The organism is Enterobacter sp. SST3 (assembly GCF_000286655.1).
Classification (GTDB): Bacteria; Pseudomonadota; Gammaproteobacteria; order Enterobacterales; family Enterobacteriaceae; genus Enterobacter; species Enterobacter roggenkampii.
In genome coordinates this window covers 232,769-246,581 of sequence record NZ_ALNS01000004.1, presented here as the reverse complement: position 1 = coordinate 246,581, position 13,813 = coordinate 232,769, and the positions used below count along the sequence as shown (strand labels likewise).

The following is a 13,813-nucleotide window of genomic DNA, read 5'->3' as shown; positions in this document are numbered from 1 at the left end:
TGCGTGTTGTGTTTGCTTAGTCGTTGCTTTCGCCGGGTGGCGCTGCGCTTACCCGGCCTACAAAACCGTAGGCCCGTGCAAGCGAAGCGCCGCCGGGCAACAGCCGCTCGATGTTATTTTTCCGGTGGCGTATAGCCTTCGATGTGCACGTCTTTACCTTCGAACAGGAAGCTCACCATCTCCTGCTCCAGCAGCTTGCGGTGTTCCGGGTTCATCATGCTGAGTTTCTTCTCGTTAATCAGCATGGTCTGCTTTTTCTGCCACTGTCCCCAGGCTTCTTTGGAGATTTCATTGTAGATGCGTTTACCCAGCTCGCCCGGATAAAGCTGGAAATCCTGGCCCTCAGCGTCACGCTGCAGGAAAGTACAAAAAATCGTTCTGGCCATACTCATTCCTCTTTTTCTTGTCGATGCTAAACCATTGCACCGGCACGTAATTGCTGTAACAGGCGCTCCACGGGAGCCGCCAGTCCGACTGATGGCGGTTGCGCTAAGTTATACCAGAGAGCGGTGCCTTCATCCATGCACGAGGCGAAGGAGGACACGGGAAGCCACATCGGCACAATATCCAGATGGAAATGGCTGAAGGTGTGGCGAAACGCGGTCTGCTGCGTCAGGTTATCGGCAGCAATCCCGCGCTGTTTAAGCCATTCACGCAGCAAGTCTTCATCTTCAAACTGTGGGAAGCAGTATAGACCACCCCACAGACCGCTCGGCGGACGCTGGGCGAGGAAGACCTCATCGCCGTGCTGCATCAGCAGCATATAGCCGGTGCGCTCCGGCAGCGTCTGTTTGGGTTTCTTGCCCGGATACTGCGCCCAGGAATGATTGGCATACGCCACGCAGAGGTTATTCACCGGGCAGAGTTCGCATTTGGGTTTTGAGCGCGTGCAGACCATGGCGCCGAGATCCATCATCGCCTGGTTGAAACGCTCGACGCCGTTGGCTGGGGTAACCGCTTCACTGATTTCCCAAAGGCGTTTTTCAACATCCTTCTTCCCCGGCCAGCCGTCAACGGCATAGCAGCGTGCCAGCACGCGCTTCACATTGCCGTCGAGGATCGGGAAATGCTTGCCTAAAGACAGGGAGAGAATAGCGCCTGCGGTTGAGCGTCCCACGCCGGGGAGATCGGCCACCTCATCGAAGGTTTCCGGGAATTTCCCGTTGTGGCGCGTCGCGACCTGCTGTGCGGCCTTGTGCAGGTTGCGCGCGCGGGCGTAATAGCCCAGCCCGGTCCACAGGTGCAGCACCTCGTCAAGCGGGGCGTTCGCCAGATCGGTGACCGTCGGGAAGCGCGCCATAAAACGCTCGAAGTAAGGGATTACCGTGGCGACCTGCGTTTGTTGCAACATCACCTCGGAGAGCCATACTTTGTAAGGCGTTTTTTCAATTTGCCAGGGCAGGGTTTTACGCCCGTATTTGTCGTACCAGTCCAGCACCTGGGCTGAAAATTGAGAGGCTTGCATGGTCATCGATTCGCATAATCAGGGACGCAGATTGCAGCACAGCGTCAATCTGCTGTAAACCGGATCTTTCCCATGCTTGCATAGAAGCCTTAACTTTGGATAATGCCCGTTTCCCGAACATTCTCACAAGCAGACAACTCTTTTATGAAAAACGACGTCATTTCACCGGAATTTGATGAAAACGGTCGCCCGCTGCGCCGTATTCGCAGCTTTGTCCGTCGTCAGGGCCGCCTGACAAAAGGTCAGCAACACGCGCTGGACAACTACTGGCCGGTGATGGGCGTTGAGTTCAGCGAGCAGCCTCTGGATTTTGCCGAGCTGTTTGGCCGCGACGCGCCGGTCACGCTGGAAATTGGCTTCGGTATGGGCGCCTCGCTGGTGACCATGGCGAAAGCGCGCCCGGAGCAGAACTTCCTCGGTATCGAAGTCCACTCCCCGGGCGTCGGTGCGTGTCTGGCAACGGCCCATGAAGAGGGCGTTGAGAACCTGCGCGTGATGTGTCACGACGCGGTGGAAGTGCTGCACAAAATGATTCCTGACAATTCTTTAACCATGGTTCAGCTCTTTTTCCCTGACCCGTGGCACAAAGCGCGTCATAATAAACGCCGTATCGTTCAGGCGCCGTTTGCCGAGCTGGTTAAAAGCAAGCTGAAGCTGGGCGGTGTCTTCCATATGGCAACCGACTGGGAACCGTATGCGGAACATATGCTGGAAGTGATGTCGTCGCTCGACGGTTATAAAAACCAGTCTGCGAATAACGACTATGTACCGCGTCCGGAATCGCGTCCGGTAACGAAATTTGAACAGCGTGGCCATCGTCTTGGTCACGGTGTATGGGACTTAATGTTCGAGAGGGTGAAATAATGGCAAAGAATCGTAGCCGTCGTCTGCGTAAAAAGATGCACATCGAAGAATTCCAGGAAGTTGGCTTCTCCGTTGCGTGGCGTTTCCCGGAAGGCACCAGCGTTGAGCAGATCGATCAGGACGTGGATGCGTTCATCAACGAGGTGATCGAGCCAAACAAACTGGCCTTCGACGGTAGCGGCTATCTGGCCTGGGAAGGTCTGATCTGCACCCAGGAAGTGGGTAAATGCACCGAAGAACATCAGGCCCTGGTCCGTAAATGGCTTGAAGATCACAAGCTCGAAGATGTCCGCGTCAGCGAACTTTTCGACGTTTGGTGGGACTAATAAAGCAGTCAAGGGCCAGCATTAGCTGGCCCGTTTTGTCTGAGGGAGTGTTTAAGATGCGCAAAACGTTGCTGGCTGTTGCTTTGATGGCAACCGGATTCACCGCCCATGCGGATTATCAATGTAGCGTCACCCCGCGTGATGACGTGGTGTTAAGCCCGCAAACCGTGCAGGTCAAAGGCGAGAACGGCAATCTGGTAATTACGCCAGAAGGGAACGTCACCTATAACGGCAAACAGTACAACCTGACTGCCGCACAGCGCGAGCAGGCGAAAGACTACCAGTCCGAATTGCGTACCGCGCTGCCGTGGATTAATGAAGGTGCCCTGACGCGCGTCGAAAAGAGCCGCGTGGCGCTGGATAAGATCATCACCAAAGAGGTGGGTGAGAGCAGTAACATGCGCACCCGCCTGACGAAGCTGGACAAGCAGCTTAAAGAACAGATGAACCGCATTATCGAGACGCGCTCCGACGGCCTGACGTTCCACTACAAGGCGATCGATCAGGTCCGTGCTGACGGGCAGCAGCTGGTGAACCAGGCGATGGGCGGCATCCTGCAGGACAGCATCAACGAGATGGGCGCCAAAGCGGTGCTGAAAGGCGGCGGTAACCCGCTGCAGGGCGTGCTGGGCAGTCTGGGCGGCCTGCAAACCTCCATTCAGAATGAGTGGAAAAACCAGGAAGATGATTTCCAGCAGTTCGGCAAAGACGTGTGTAAACGCGTGGTGTCGCTGGAAGACAGCCGGAAGGCGCTGGTGGGGACGCTGAAGTAAGGTCCCCTAACCCTAACCCTCTCCCTTTTAGGGTGTACGGTCCGGGGACATGGTAGACAGGTGTTCGGGGACATGGTGAACACTTTTTAACATCCTTTACCCATGGTGATCGACTGTTTCTTCAGGTCGATCATCCCCACACTCTGCCAGCCTTTCCCTCAGCCGGCAGAACGGGATGCAAAATCCTGAATCAGCCTTCAGCTTCTTCGGCGAGGAACAGCTCAAGAAGGGAATTGAGGAACAGTTTGCCGTGCTCGGTGATCTGCCAGTATTCCTCACATTCCGTGAGATACCCCTGCGCCAGCGCTTCGTCGATCTGCGGGCGAATCACCGACTCCGGCAGCCCGGTGTACAGCGCAAACTCAGCGCGCGGCGCGGCTTCCAGCAGACGGAAGCGGTTCATAAAGAACTCAAACGGCTTATCCGCCGCCTCGACGTCGTGCTGACGCTCCAGGTAGCGGCCTTCCATATACCCGCGAGGGTGGCGGGTTTTGGCAGTACGCAGAATACGCCCGTCCGGGAAGGTCACCTTGCCGTGTGCGCCGCAGCCGATGCCGAGATAGTCGCCAAAGCGCCAGTAGTTCAGGTTGTGCTGACACTGGTAGCCCGGCTTTGCATATGCCGACGTTTCGTACTGCTGATAGCCCGCCGCGGTTAACAGCTGGTGACCCTGCTCGAAGATATCCCACAGCGCGTCGTCATCCGGCAGCACCGGCGGACGCGAGCCAAACAGGGTGTTGGGCTCGATGGTGAGCTGGTACCACGACAGATGAGGGGGATTCAGCGCAATGGCCTGGCGCAAATCGTCCAGCGCCTCTTCCAGAGACTGATCCGGCAGGCCGTGCATCAGATCCAGGTTAAAGCTGCGAAGATTAAGACCGGTCGCCAGGTTTGCCGCGCGTTTCGCCTCTTCCGGGCCGTGAATACGCCCCAGGCGCTTCAGCTTCGGCTCGCTAAAGCTCTGCACGCCGATGGAGATGCGGTTCACGCCCGCGCGCTGGTAGTCGACAAAACGGTCGGCCTCAACGGTGCCGGGGTTGGCTTCCATCGTAATTTCAGCATCCGCTGCCAGGTTCAGGCGCGCACGCACGCCGTCCAGCAGCGTTTGCATCGCCGGGCCTGACAGCAGGCTCGGCGTACCGCCACCAATGAAAATGGTCTTAACTTCACGTCCCTGTGCGTAAGGTACATCGGCATCCAGGTCGGCCAGCAGATGCGCAACGTAGTCATCGTGCGGCACTTCGCCCTTCAGCGCGTGCGAGTTGAAATCACAGTACGGGCATTTTTGCACGCACCACGGGATGTGAATATAAAGACTCAGAGGTGGCAAATTAGCCATTACGCAGTGCTTCCAGTAACAGTTTCAGCGCGCGTCCGCGGTGGGATATCGCGCTTTTTTCTTCGCGGGTCAGTTCCGCAGCGGTTTTGCCCTCGGAAGGGACAAAGAAAATCGGGTCGTAACCAAAGCCGCCGTTGCCCGCTGCTTCACGGGTAATCACGCCCGGCCAGCTGCCGTGGCAGACGATCGGCGTCGGGTCTTCCGCGTGACGCAGATAGACCAGCACGCAGTGGAACTGCGCGGTGCGCTGTTCGTCCGGGACGTCTTTCAGGGCGACAAGCAGCTTTTCCAGATTCTGCTGGTCGGTAGCGTCAACGCCGGAATAGCGGGCAGAGTAGATCCCCGGCGCGCCGCCGAGGGCGTCTACGGCCAGGCCGGAGTCGTCGGCAATCGCGGGGAGGCCAGTTACCTGCGCAGCGTGGCGTGCTTTGAGGATCGCGTTTTCGATAAACGTCAGCCCCGTCTCTTCGGCGGAATCCACGCCAAGATCGGTCTGGGCGACCACGTCCAGACCAAAATCATTTAATAGCGAGGCCAGCTCGCGCACTTTACCGGCGTTGCCGGTCGCGAGAACAACTTTCTGCATGGTTTAGTCCTGTTCTGTCAGAGCCGCGACTTCCGTCGGGATAGATTGCGGATTAAGGATTTTTACCTGTTTATGTCGCCCCAGTTCGCCTTTTTCAATGATGACCTGGCTTTTGGCGACGCGAAACTGTTTTGCCAGATATTTGGTCAGATGCGCGTTCGCCTGGCCGTCAACCGGCGGGGCAGTGATGGCGACTTTTAACTCGTCGCCATGCAGTCCAACAATACCGTCACGGCTGGCTTTCGGCTGAATATACAGCCGTAAAACCAGCCCGTCAGCGCAGGTGCTTACGGCACTCATAGCGCCATCCACAGCCCCGGCAGCAGCATATCGCCCGTGGACTGCAGCAGTTCAGCGACCCCCATGTTGATCACATAGAGCAGCAGAACCAGGATCATCGGCGAAAAATCGATGCCGCCCATAGACGGAAGCAGGTTACGGATCGGGCGCAGCAGCGGCTCGGTCAGCTGAATCAAGGCGTACTCCACCGGGCTACGGCCCTGGCTCACCCAACTCATGATCGCCATGACCAGCAGCACCCAGAAGATCAGCAGACCGATGGTTTTGATCAAAATCAGGACGGCGACAATCCAGATGATCGGCTGGAAGGTGAAGACCATAAACAGCACAATCGCTTTGATAACGCTCAGAATAAACGCCACCAGCAGAGACGAACTGTCGATGGGCCCCATGGCCGGGATAATACGGCGCAGCGGTCCGACAACAGGCTGCGTGATTTTCACGACAAACTGCGAGAACGGATTGTAAAAATCACAGCGGGCCCACTGCATCCAGACGCGCAGCAAAAGCGCCATCGTGTACAGCTCAATGACCGTTGAGAGCAGGAAAGTCAACGTCTTCATGGCGTTCCTCAGGTTTCCTTATTATTTTGAGTAGTCGCGCGCACCGAAAATTGCCGTGCCGATGCGCACCATCGTGCTGCCTGCCGCAATGGCGGCTTCCATATCATCCGACATGCCCAGAGAAAGCGTGTCTACCGTGTTATAGCGCGCTTTAAGCGCCTCAAATGCTACAGCCATTTGCTGTGCCACGGCAAACTGCCTTTCATAACTTGACTCAGGCGCCGGGATTGCCATCAAACCACGCAGGCTTAAGCGCGGCAGTTCGGCCACCTCGGCTGCCAGCGCATCCAGCTCGCTCAGCGCAATACCGGACTTGCTGTTTTCATCGCTGATGTTGATTTGAATCAGCACGTTAAGCGCTGGCATCTCTGCCGGACGCTGGTCGTTCAGGCGTGTCGCAATGCGCAGACGGTCAACGGTATGGCACCAGTCGAAGTGCTCCGCCACCAGACGGCTTTTGTTCGACTGCAGTGGGCCGATAAAGTGCCACTGCAGATCCGTCTTCCCCTGTTCCTGGAAGTAGCGAATTTTATCCACGCCTTCCTGGACGTAGTTTTCACCAAACGCCCGCTGGCCTGCGTCAATGGCTTCTGCGATGGCGCTCGCAGGCTTGGTTTTGCTGACTGCAAGCAGCGTAATTTCTTCTGAAGCCCGGCCGCAACGCGTTGCGGCGGCTGAGATTTTGTCCCGGACCTGTGCCAGGTTATGCGCAATGTCGTTCATTTTCCGAGGAGTAGTCTATAGATGTGGAAGAAATTGTGGCCCTTAGTGTAAAGCATAACGTCTCCGATCTACACCTGTGCAGTGATTCGCCACCTCGCTGGCGCAGAACGGGCCGCCTTGAACCGGCACCGTTTCCTTCTCCGGACCTCGGGGCGTTGTTAAAAGCGTGGCTCAACGATGAGCAGCAGGGGATATGGTGGGCCAACGGGCAGGTGGATTTTGCCGCGACGGTGGCGGGAGGCCAGCGCCTGCGCGGCAGTGCCTTTAAGCAGATGCACGGAGTCTCTGTGACGCTACGGCTGTTGCCGCGTACCTGTCCGCAGCTCGCTTCGCTGGGCGCACCGAGGGTTATCCCGGAACTGTTAACCAATGCGTCCGGGTTGATTCTGGTGACGGGGGCGACCGGCAGCGGCAAATCTACGACGCTGGCGGCGATGGTCGATTTTCTCAACCACCATACTGACGGCCATATTCTCACGCTCGAAGATCCGGTGGAGTTTATCTATCAGAGCGCACGTTGCCTGATCCAGCAGCGGGAGATCGGCCAGCACAGCCCGTCATTTGCCGATGCGCTGCGCAGTGCCTTACGCCAGGATCCGGACGTGATTTTACTGGGAGAGTTGCGCGACAGCGAAACGATCCGCCTGGCGCTAACGGCAGCGGAGACCGGGCATCTGGTGCTGGCGACGCTGCATACGCGCGGGGCATCGCAGGCGATTGAGCGGCTGGTCGATACGTTCCCGGCGCAGGAGAAAGATCCGGTGCGTAACCAGCTGGCCGGCAGCCTGCGGGCGGTGCTGGCGCAGAAGCTGGTTCCTGACTTACAGGACGGGCGCGTCGCGCTGTATGAGCTGCTGGTGAATACCGCGGCGGCGGCGAATCTGATACGAGAAGGAAAAACGTGGCAGCTGCCCGGCATTATTCAAACCGGACAGCAGGCAGGCATGCAGAACTTTGACCAAAGCCTGGCGGAGAGACGGTCGCAGGGGCGGTTGTAGGCCCCTGTGCTTAAAAGCCCTGCTCGAAATAGCTTTCGAGGATGATGACGGCAGAAGCGGAGTCCACGCTGCCTTTATTGAGCGCGCGGAAGCCACCGTGTTCAAACAGACCCGCACGCGCTTCGACGGTGCTGAGACGCTCGTCGTGCAGCTTCACGGAGACGCCAAAGCGACCATGGATTTTATTGGCGAACTTACGCGCCCGGGCGGTCAGCGGCTGTTCGGTACCGTCCATGTTGAGCGGTAATCCGACAATCACGTCATCCGGCTGCCACTCTTTGAGCAGACGCTCAATGAGATTCCAGTCCGGCGTACCGTCGTTGGCCTTCAGGGCCGCAAGCGGACGCGCGGTACCGGTGATGCGCTGCCCCACGGCGACGCCAATGCTTTTGGTGCCAAAATCGAAGGCCAGAAGCGTTCCGCTCATCAGGCGTGCCCCGCTACGCCAGGCATGGTCAGGATATCAATGCCAATCAACTTCGCCGCGTCGCGCCAGCGATCGGCTATCGGCGTTTTAAACAGGATATTCATGTCCGCAGGGGCGGTGAGCCAGGCGTTATCGAGGATCTCCTGCTCAAGCTGGCCTTTTTCCCACGACGAATAGCCCAGCGCCACCAGCACTTCAGAAGGCTGCTCTGCGGTGCCCAGCGTTTCGAGCACGTCACGCGAGGTGGTGATGACGGTGTTATCCGAAATGCGAATACTGGAAGAGAACACCGGCGGCGTATGCAGGATAAAGCCGCGATCTTCTGCAAGAGGTCCACCCAGCATCACGGGCTTATCAAGCCGGATCTCCGGCAGTCGCGCTTCAGCCGGGATTTTCAGCTTGTCCAGAATCCCTTCAACCTGAAGATTTTCCAGCGGTTTATTAATGATAATACCCATCGCACCGTCTTCATTGTATTCACAAATATAAACCACGGCGCGGCGAAAAATCGGGTCCTGGAGAGCAGGCATGGCAATAAGAAAGTGATGCTGTAAATTCATTGTCAGAGGTACTGTTTCCTGGTTTAAAAAGCGACAGCGACCAGTATGCGGAGAAACCCGGGCGCTGTCACTCATTGGTGGGTTATTTCTGCAGGCGTTTTTCGATGGCGTCCATCAGCATTCCGGTGATCGAGACCGGGAATTCCGCTTCAATTTCACGAATGCAGGTCGGGCTGGTGACGTTCACTTCGGTCAGACGATCGCCGATGATATCCAGTCCGACGAAGATCAGGCCTTTGGCTTTCAGCGTCGGGCCTACGCGGCGGGCAATTTCCCAGTCGCTTTCGGTCAACGGACGCGGTTCACCCCGGCCACCGGCCGCCAGGTTACCACGGGTTTCGCCACCCTGCGGGATACGCGCCAGGCAGTAAGGGACCGGTTCGCCATCCACCACCAGCACGCGTTTGTCGCCGTCCTTGATTGCCGGAATATAGTTCTGTGCCATGCAGTAACGGGTGCCCAGTTCGGTCAGGGTTTCGGCAATCACGCCAATGTTCGGGTCGCCTTCTTTCACGCGGAAAATCGACGCGCCGCCCATCCCGTCCAGCGGCTTCATGATGATGTCGCCGTGCTTCTGCCAGAATGCCTTCAACTGCGCCTTGCTGCGGGTCACCAGGGTTTCCGGCGTCAGGTCAGAGAACCAGGCGGTGTAGAGCTTCTCGTTACAGTCGCGCAGGCTCTGCGGCTTGTTGACGATCAGCGTTCCCTTCTCTTCTGCACGTTCAAGGATATAGGTGCAGTAGATATACTCGGTGTCGAACGGCGGATCTTTACGCATCAGAATGACGTTGAGATCGGCCAGGGCAATGTCCTGCTCGGTGCCGAACTCATACCATTTGTCGTAGTTCTGCTCGACGTTAACGATGCGGGTGCGGGCGCGGGCTTCACCGTTGATCAGGTAAAGATCGTTCATCTCCATATAGTGGAGTTCATAGCCGCGACGCTGCGCTTCCAGCAGCATGGCGAAGCTGGAATCTTTCTTGATGTTGATGTTTGCGATGGGGTCCATCACGATGCCGAGCTTGATCATCTTTCTCTCCAATAATGCGTCAACCCAGATCGCCAAACCGTACCTGTAGCGCGGTAATGGCCGTGAGTGCCGTTGTCTCAGTGCGCAGAACGCGAGGTCCCAACAGAATATCAGTAAACTGGTAACGTGCCGTCATCGCAATTTCGTCCGCCGACAGGCCGCCTTCAGGGCCAATCAGCAGGCGAACGCGCTCAACGGGCAGCGGCAGCGTATTGATGCTGGCGCTGGCGCGCGGATGAAGATTGAGCTTCAGCCCACTGTCCTCTTCTGCACACCACTCCTCCAGATCCATCGCCGATCGGATCTCCGGAATACGGTTGCGGCCACTCTGTTCGCAAGCCGCGATGGCAATTTTCTGCCACTGCTGGATCTTTTTGTTCAGACGTTCCGCATCCAGTTTAACGCCACAGCGCTCAGAAAAAAGTGGCGTAATGAGGCTTACACCCAGTTCAATGGATTTCTGAATCGTGAACTCCATTTTCTCGCCGCGCGACATCACCTGGCCCAGATGGATATGCAGCGGTGATTCCCGGTCATCCACTTCACCGCGCAGGACGTTCACGTGTACGCTTTTTTTATCCGCCCTCGTGATTTCCGCGTCGAAAACCTGGTTAGAGCCGTCGAACAATTGTATTGCCTGGCCGGCGCCCATGCGCAGCACGCGGCCAACGTGGTTGGCGGCGTCATCAGACAGGGCGATTTCACGGCCTGCGGTAATCAGTTCAGGATGGTAAATGCGGGGAATGCGCATAGTCAGAAATTCCATGTGTCATGCGATATAAGCGAATTGCCGTAGTGTAGGTTAGCTCTTTTGCGCCTGGCAAGCCCGCTGGACGTAAGGGTTGTGATTCCCCTGGACTCTGGCGATACGCTCGTCGCGCTGGCATTCCCACTCCGTCACCGGGTATTGCTTGTCCCAGGCGTTGAACAACTGGGTCTGCTGGCGGGAGAGGTTGAGATCGTAACGGTCACGCATATAGAAATAGGTGCGGGCAATGCTGCCGCGCGCGCGGGCAGGGGGCTCGGCGACTTTCTCTTTAAAATCAATCTTCATACCGCACTGGCCGTACTGACCTTCGCCACCGTTCCACTGGCTGTACATGAAGTTGCCGCGATCGCCGTTCACTTCGCCCACCGCGGGCTGCAGGTTATGCATGTCGCTTTCCATCTGGCGGTATACCGGATCTTTGGCGCAGTTTTTACGTCCGCCATCCTGCCAGCACTGGCGCTGGTGGCCAAACTGCCATGCCGGAACGACATGTTCCCATTCAATACGGCTGGCGCGGTTTTCGTTTTTACGCACCTTGTAGCCGCAGGACTCAAGGTCAACGAGCCCTTTTTTACCCTTCCAGTTAATTTTACAGCCGCAGTAGAAATCGCCCGGTACGTCAGCGTTGACCTTTACACCGGCCGCTTTGGCCTGTGAGAAACTGTTGATACCGTCGGCCAGGGCGTGGCCTGAGAGCGCCGTCGTCAGAAAGGCGACCGCGAGAGAAAAATTACGGGACATCTTACACTCCGTGTCAAAACGAGCCCGCAACGTAACGAATGTTGTTCCTGTATGCAATCAGTCAGATCAGGAAAGTTCCTGAACGTTCAGATAATTATTCCGCCACCAGCGGCTCGCCGCATTTCACGCAGCGGTAGGTTGCCTCGCCGCGCACCACGCGATTATGGCGGCGGACGGTAAGCTGATGTTGCTGACACTGGCAGCGGTAGGGGAAGGTATTGCGGCGCACCGATTCCAGCTCGAACTGATGGGTTCTGCGCGCCGGAACGCCGAGCACCGCTTCCATCATCCACTTCCACTCCTTGCCGTGGGGGGCGACGCGTCCGAAGTGTTTCCACACCAGCAGGTGCGCCAGCTCGTGCGGCACCACCTCATCAATAAACGCCTGCTGGTTTTCCATCATCAGCACCGGGTTCAGGCGGATCTCATAGGATTCCAGCCAGGCGGTACCGGCCGAGGTGCCACGCTGCTGGTAGACGAGTTTGGGTTCAGGGTAATTGCGACCAAGCTTCAGGTTCGCCTGGGCGAGTTTTTCCCGCAGGCTGCGCATAACGGCTTGCTGAATGGCGATGGGGAGACGGGGAGCTTTCATAGGGGCAGAGCATAAAGCGGGAAGCGGGGAGGCGCAAGAGGCGCCTCCCGCAAGAGGATCAGTCGTGGGCGCCGATTTCGCGCAGCGGGCGACCTTTCATCAGGTTACGTTCAATATGTTCCAGAGACACGTGTTTGGTTTCTGGAACCAGCCAGATGGTCAGCACAATAAAGAAGATGTTCAGACCGGCGTAGACCCAGAAGGTATTGGCATTGCCCAGAGTGTTGAGCATGGTCAGGAACGTTGCGCCGACGATCATGTTGGCAATCCAGTTGGTTGCGGTAGAGCAGGTGATACCAAAATCACGTCCTTTCAGCGGCTGGATCTCAGAGCACAGCACCCAGATCAGCGGCCCGGCGCTCATCGCAAACCCGACGATAAACATCAGCAGCATGCCTACCGCAAAGTACTGGGCGGTTGGGGAGTGAATGCCCACATGCATCATGGTACCGAGGACGCCCATACCGGCCGCCATCACCAGGAAGCCCAGCGTCAGGGTTGGCTTACGTCCCCAGCGGTCCACCAGACCGATGGCGATAAAGGTCGCCAGCACGTTGGTCAGACCCACGATGACGGTCCCCCACATCTGCTCGGTGGTGTTGGTATAACCCGCCAGCTCAAAGATTTTGGGCGCGTAGTACATGATGACGTTCATCCCGGTGAACTGCTGCATCACCTGGAGCAGCACGCCGAGGAACACCGCCCGGCGGAAGTTGCTGTTCTCTTTAAACAGCGCCCAGCCGGACTGTTTGACCTTCAGGCTTTCGCGGATCTCTTCCAGCTCGTTTTTCGCTTCCGCGCTGGTATCGCGCAGGCGCATCAGCACGCGTTCGGCATCGTGGAAGCGACGTTTTGCAGCAAACCAGCGCGGGCTGTCCGGCAGGAAGAAGACGCCAATCAGCAGCAGAACCGCAGGGATGATGATCACGCCGAGCATCCAGCGCCATGCGCCGCTGTAGCTAAACGCGGTATCGGAAAGGTACGCGCCCAGGATACCGATGGTGATCATGAGCTGGTACATCGAAATCATACTGCCGCGGATTTTCTCCGGCGCGATTTCCGACAGATACAGTGGGGCGGTATAGGACGCCACGCCCACGGCCAGACCGAGCAGCACGCGGGAAACCAGCAGAACCTCAACGTTAGGCGCTGCGGCAGAGAAGAGTGAGCCGGCCACGAACAGGATCGCGCCAATCATCAGGCTCTTTTTACGTCCGAGTTTGAAGGAGAGCCAGCCGCTGCCGACGGCCCCAACGGCCGCACCGAACATCATGGAGCTGACCACCCATTCCTGGGTGTGAGCGCTAATCTGGAACTCGTCAGTGATGAAAGGTAATGCACCGGCAATCACGCCGATATCCAGGCCAAAAAGTAATCCTGCCAGGGCGGCGAGGAAACAGACGAAGAATGTCATCGCCTTGTTGGACGTACGCCCCTGTTTTTTATTGTCAGGCATTATGCCCTCCAGTTGGGTTATCAGTTTTATTGATGGTAAGGGTAGGTGAGCGACCCGTAAAAATATGTGAGATTAATCACATAGGTGTAATCGGTTACACTCGTGTGCAACCGTAAATAAAATTAAAGCTTTGAAAATATAGAGGTAAATGAAGTGAGGCGCATCGCGAAAGGAGATATTTCAGACTTAACTGAAAGGAAATGTAACAGCAGAAGAATGGCGATCATGCAAAGAGAATATTCTGAAAGCGGAGGGGTACCGGTGCGGTGTAATCGGTTCCAAATAGTGCGCCTTTCAGCCG

At 57.1% G+C, this 13,813-nt stretch carries 18 protein-coding genes; 4 read left to right on the top strand and 14 right to left on the bottom strand.

Annotated elements, in window-relative coordinates:
* Nucleotides 1–113: 113 nt before the first annotated feature.
* Nucleotides 114–386 (bottom strand): oxidative damage protection protein, encoded by a 273-nt coding sequence (locus tag B498_RS18770; RefSeq protein WP_008499765.1) that lies wholly within the window; start codon nucleotides 384–386, stop codon nucleotides 114–116.
* A 26-nt stretch (nucleotides 387–412) separates the two neighbouring features.
* Complete coding sequence (mutY, locus tag B498_RS18775) at nucleotides 413–1,465, bottom strand: A/G-specific adenine glycosylase (protein WP_192812198.1); 1,053 nt, start codon at nucleotides 1,463–1,465, stop codon at nucleotides 413–415.
* A gap of 144 nt (nucleotides 1,466–1,609) precedes the next feature.
* Between mutY and trmB the strand changes: the two genes are divergently transcribed.
* From trmB to B498_RS18790, 3 genes are read left to right on the top strand one after another with little or no spacing between them, the layout of a single operon-like run.
* Entirely contained in the window at nucleotides 1,610–2,329 is a 720-nt protein-coding gene (trmB, locus tag B498_RS18780; RefSeq protein WP_008499763.1) for a tRNA (guanosine(46)-N7)-methyltransferase TrmB, read from the top strand.
* Entirely contained in the window at nucleotides 2,329–2,655 is a 327-nt protein-coding gene (locus B498_RS18785) for a YggL family protein (RefSeq protein WP_003862421.1), read from the top strand. The genes trmB and B498_RS18785 overlap by 1 nt, the downstream gene beginning before the upstream one ends.
* Nucleotides 2,656–2,711: 56 nt before the next feature.
* Complete coding sequence (locus B498_RS18790; protein ID WP_008499762.1) at nucleotides 2,712–3,428, top strand: DUF2884 domain-containing protein; 717 nt, start codon at nucleotides 2,712–2,714, stop codon at nucleotides 3,426–3,428.
* A gap of 190 nt (nucleotides 3,429–3,618) precedes the next feature.
* Here the strand turns inward: B498_RS18790 and hemW are convergent, their stop codons facing one another.
* From hemW to B498_RS18815, 5 genes are read right to left on the bottom strand one after another with little or no spacing between them, the layout of a single operon-like run.
* A complete protein-coding gene (gene hemW / locus B498_RS18795; RefSeq protein ID WP_008499760.1) occupies nucleotides 3,619–4,767 on the bottom strand; it encodes a radical SAM family heme chaperone HemW in 1,149 nt (382 codons plus the stop codon).
* Nucleotides 4,760–5,353 (bottom strand): XTP/dITP diphosphatase, encoded by a 594-nt coding sequence (locus tag B498_RS18800; RefSeq protein WP_008499759.1) that lies wholly within the window; start codon nucleotides 5,351–5,353, stop codon nucleotides 4,760–4,762. The genes hemW and B498_RS18800 overlap by 8 nt, the downstream gene beginning before the upstream one ends.
* Nucleotides 5,354–5,356: 3 nt before the next feature.
* Nucleotides 5,357–5,653, bottom strand: a complete 297-nt coding sequence (gene yggU, locus B498_RS18805; RefSeq protein WP_008499758.1) for a DUF167 family protein YggU — start codon at nucleotides 5,651–5,653, stop codon at nucleotides 5,357–5,359.
* Nucleotides 5,650–6,216 (bottom strand): YggT family protein, encoded by a 567-nt coding sequence (locus B498_RS18810; protein ID WP_008499757.1) that lies wholly within the window; start codon nucleotides 6,214–6,216, stop codon nucleotides 5,650–5,652. Before B498_RS18810 ends, yggU begins: the two co-directional genes overlap by 4 nt.
* A gap of 21 nt (nucleotides 6,217–6,237) precedes the next feature.
* Entirely contained in the window at nucleotides 6,238–6,939 is a 702-nt protein-coding gene (locus B498_RS18815; protein ID WP_008499756.1) for a YggS family pyridoxal phosphate-dependent enzyme, read from the bottom strand.
* A 17-nt stretch (nucleotides 6,940–6,956) separates the two neighbouring features.
* Between B498_RS18815 and B498_RS18820 the strand changes: the two genes are divergently transcribed.
* The gene (locus B498_RS18820; RefSeq protein ID WP_032622697.1) at nucleotides 6,957–7,937 is read left to right on the top strand and encodes a type IV pilus twitching motility protein PilT; all 981 of its coding nucleotides are present in this window, start codon (nucleotides 6,957–6,959) and stop codon (nucleotides 7,935–7,937) included.
* Nucleotides 7,938–7,947: 10 nt separating this feature from the next.
* Here B498_RS18820 and ruvX read toward each other — a convergent pair whose 3' ends face one another.
* The 7 genes from ruvX to galP form a co-directional block, all read right to left on the bottom strand.
* Nucleotides 7,948–8,364 carry a Holliday junction resolvase RuvX gene (ruvX, locus tag B498_RS18825; RefSeq protein WP_008499753.1) on the bottom strand — a complete coding sequence of 139 codons (417 nt, stop codon included), beginning with the start codon at nucleotides 8,362–8,364 and terminating at the stop codon, nucleotides 7,948–7,950.
* Complete coding sequence (locus B498_RS18830) at nucleotides 8,364–8,924, bottom strand: YqgE/AlgH family protein (RefSeq protein WP_008499752.1); 561 nt, start codon at nucleotides 8,922–8,924, stop codon at nucleotides 8,364–8,366. Before B498_RS18830 ends, ruvX begins: the two co-directional genes overlap by 1 nt.
* Before the next feature lie 82 nt (nucleotides 8,925–9,006).
* The gene (gene gshB, locus B498_RS18835; protein ID WP_008499751.1) at nucleotides 9,007–9,954 is read right to left on the bottom strand and encodes a glutathione synthase; all 948 of its coding nucleotides are present in this window, start codon (nucleotides 9,952–9,954) and stop codon (nucleotides 9,007–9,009) included.
* Between the two features lie 19 nt (nucleotides 9,955–9,973).
* On the bottom strand, nucleotides 9,974–10,705 hold the full coding sequence (rsmE, locus tag B498_RS18840) for a 16S rRNA (uracil(1498)-N(3))-methyltransferase (protein ID WP_008499750.1): 732 nt from the start codon (nucleotides 10,703–10,705) through the stop codon (nucleotides 9,974–9,976).
* Between the two features lie 51 nt (nucleotides 10,706–10,756).
* Nucleotides 10,757–11,464 (bottom strand): deoxyribonuclease I, encoded by a 708-nt coding sequence (endA, locus tag B498_RS18845; protein WP_008499749.1) that lies wholly within the window; start codon nucleotides 11,462–11,464, stop codon nucleotides 10,757–10,759.
* A 94-nt stretch (nucleotides 11,465–11,558) separates the two neighbouring features.
* On the bottom strand, nucleotides 11,559–12,056 hold the full coding sequence (locus B498_RS18850; RefSeq protein WP_021242073.1) for a SprT family zinc-dependent metalloprotease: 498 nt from the start codon (nucleotides 12,054–12,056) through the stop codon (nucleotides 11,559–11,561).
* A 58-nt stretch (nucleotides 12,057–12,114) separates the two neighbouring features.
* A complete protein-coding gene (gene galP, locus B498_RS18855; RefSeq protein ID WP_008499747.1) occupies nucleotides 12,115–13,512 on the bottom strand; it encodes a galactose/proton symporter in 1,398 nt (465 codons plus the stop codon).
* Nucleotides 13,513–13,813: the final 301 nt, after the last annotated feature.

Coding starts and splice junctions, on each gene's coding strand:
- B498_RS18770 (WP_008499765.1), bottom strand. CDS start 386: ATGGCCAGAACGATTTTTTGTACTTTCCTGCAGCGTGACGCTGAGGGC.
- mutY (WP_192812198.1), bottom strand. CDS start 1,465: ATGCAAGCCTCTCAATTTTCAGCCCAGGTGCTGGACTGGTACGACAAA.
- trmB (WP_008499763.1), top strand. CDS start 1,610: ATGAAAAACGACGTCATTTCACCGGAATTTGATGAAAACGGTCGCCCG.
- B498_RS18785 (WP_003862421.1), top strand. CDS start 2,329: ATGGCAAAGAATCGTAGCCGTCGTCTGCGTAAAAAGATGCACATCGAA.
- B498_RS18790 (WP_008499762.1), top strand. CDS start 2,712: ATGCGCAAAACGTTGCTGGCTGTTGCTTTGATGGCAACCGGATTCACC.
- hemW (WP_008499760.1), bottom strand. CDS start 4,767: ATGGCTAATTTGCCACCTCTGAGTCTTTATATTCACATCCCGTGGTGC.
- B498_RS18800 (WP_008499759.1), bottom strand. CDS start 5,353: ATGCAGAAAGTTGTTCTCGCGACCGGCAACGCCGGTAAAGTGCGCGAG.
- yggU (WP_008499758.1), bottom strand. CDS start 5,653: ATGAGTGCCGTAAGCACCTGCGCTGACGGGCTGGTTTTACGGCTGTAT.
- B498_RS18810 (WP_008499757.1), bottom strand. CDS start 6,216: ATGAAGACGTTGACTTTCCTGCTCTCAACGGTCATTGAGCTGTACACG.
- B498_RS18815 (WP_008499756.1), bottom strand. CDS start 6,939: ATGAACGACATTGCGCATAACCTGGCACAGGTCCGGGACAAAATCTCA.
- ruvX (WP_008499753.1), bottom strand. CDS start 8,364: ATGAGCGGAACGCTTCTGGCCTTCGATTTTGGCACCAAAAGCATTGGC.
- B498_RS18830 (WP_008499752.1), bottom strand. CDS start 8,924: ATGAATTTACAGCATCACTTTCTTATTGCCATGCCTGCTCTCCAGGAC.
- gshB (WP_008499751.1), bottom strand. CDS start 9,954: ATGATCAAGCTCGGCATCGTGATGGACCCCATCGCAAACATCAACATC.
- rsmE (WP_008499750.1), bottom strand. CDS start 10,705: ATGCGCATTCCCCGCATTTACCATCCTGAACTGATTACCGCAGGCCGT.
- endA (WP_008499749.1), bottom strand. CDS start 11,464: ATGTCCCGTAATTTTTCTCTCGCGGTCGCCTTTCTGACGACGGCGCTC.
- B498_RS18850 (WP_021242073.1), bottom strand. CDS start 12,056: ATGAAAGCTCCCCGTCTCCCCATCGCCATTCAGCAAGCCGTTATGCGC.
- galP (WP_008499747.1), bottom strand. CDS start 13,512: ATGCCTGACAATAAAAAACAGGGGCGTACGTCCAACAAGGCGATGACA.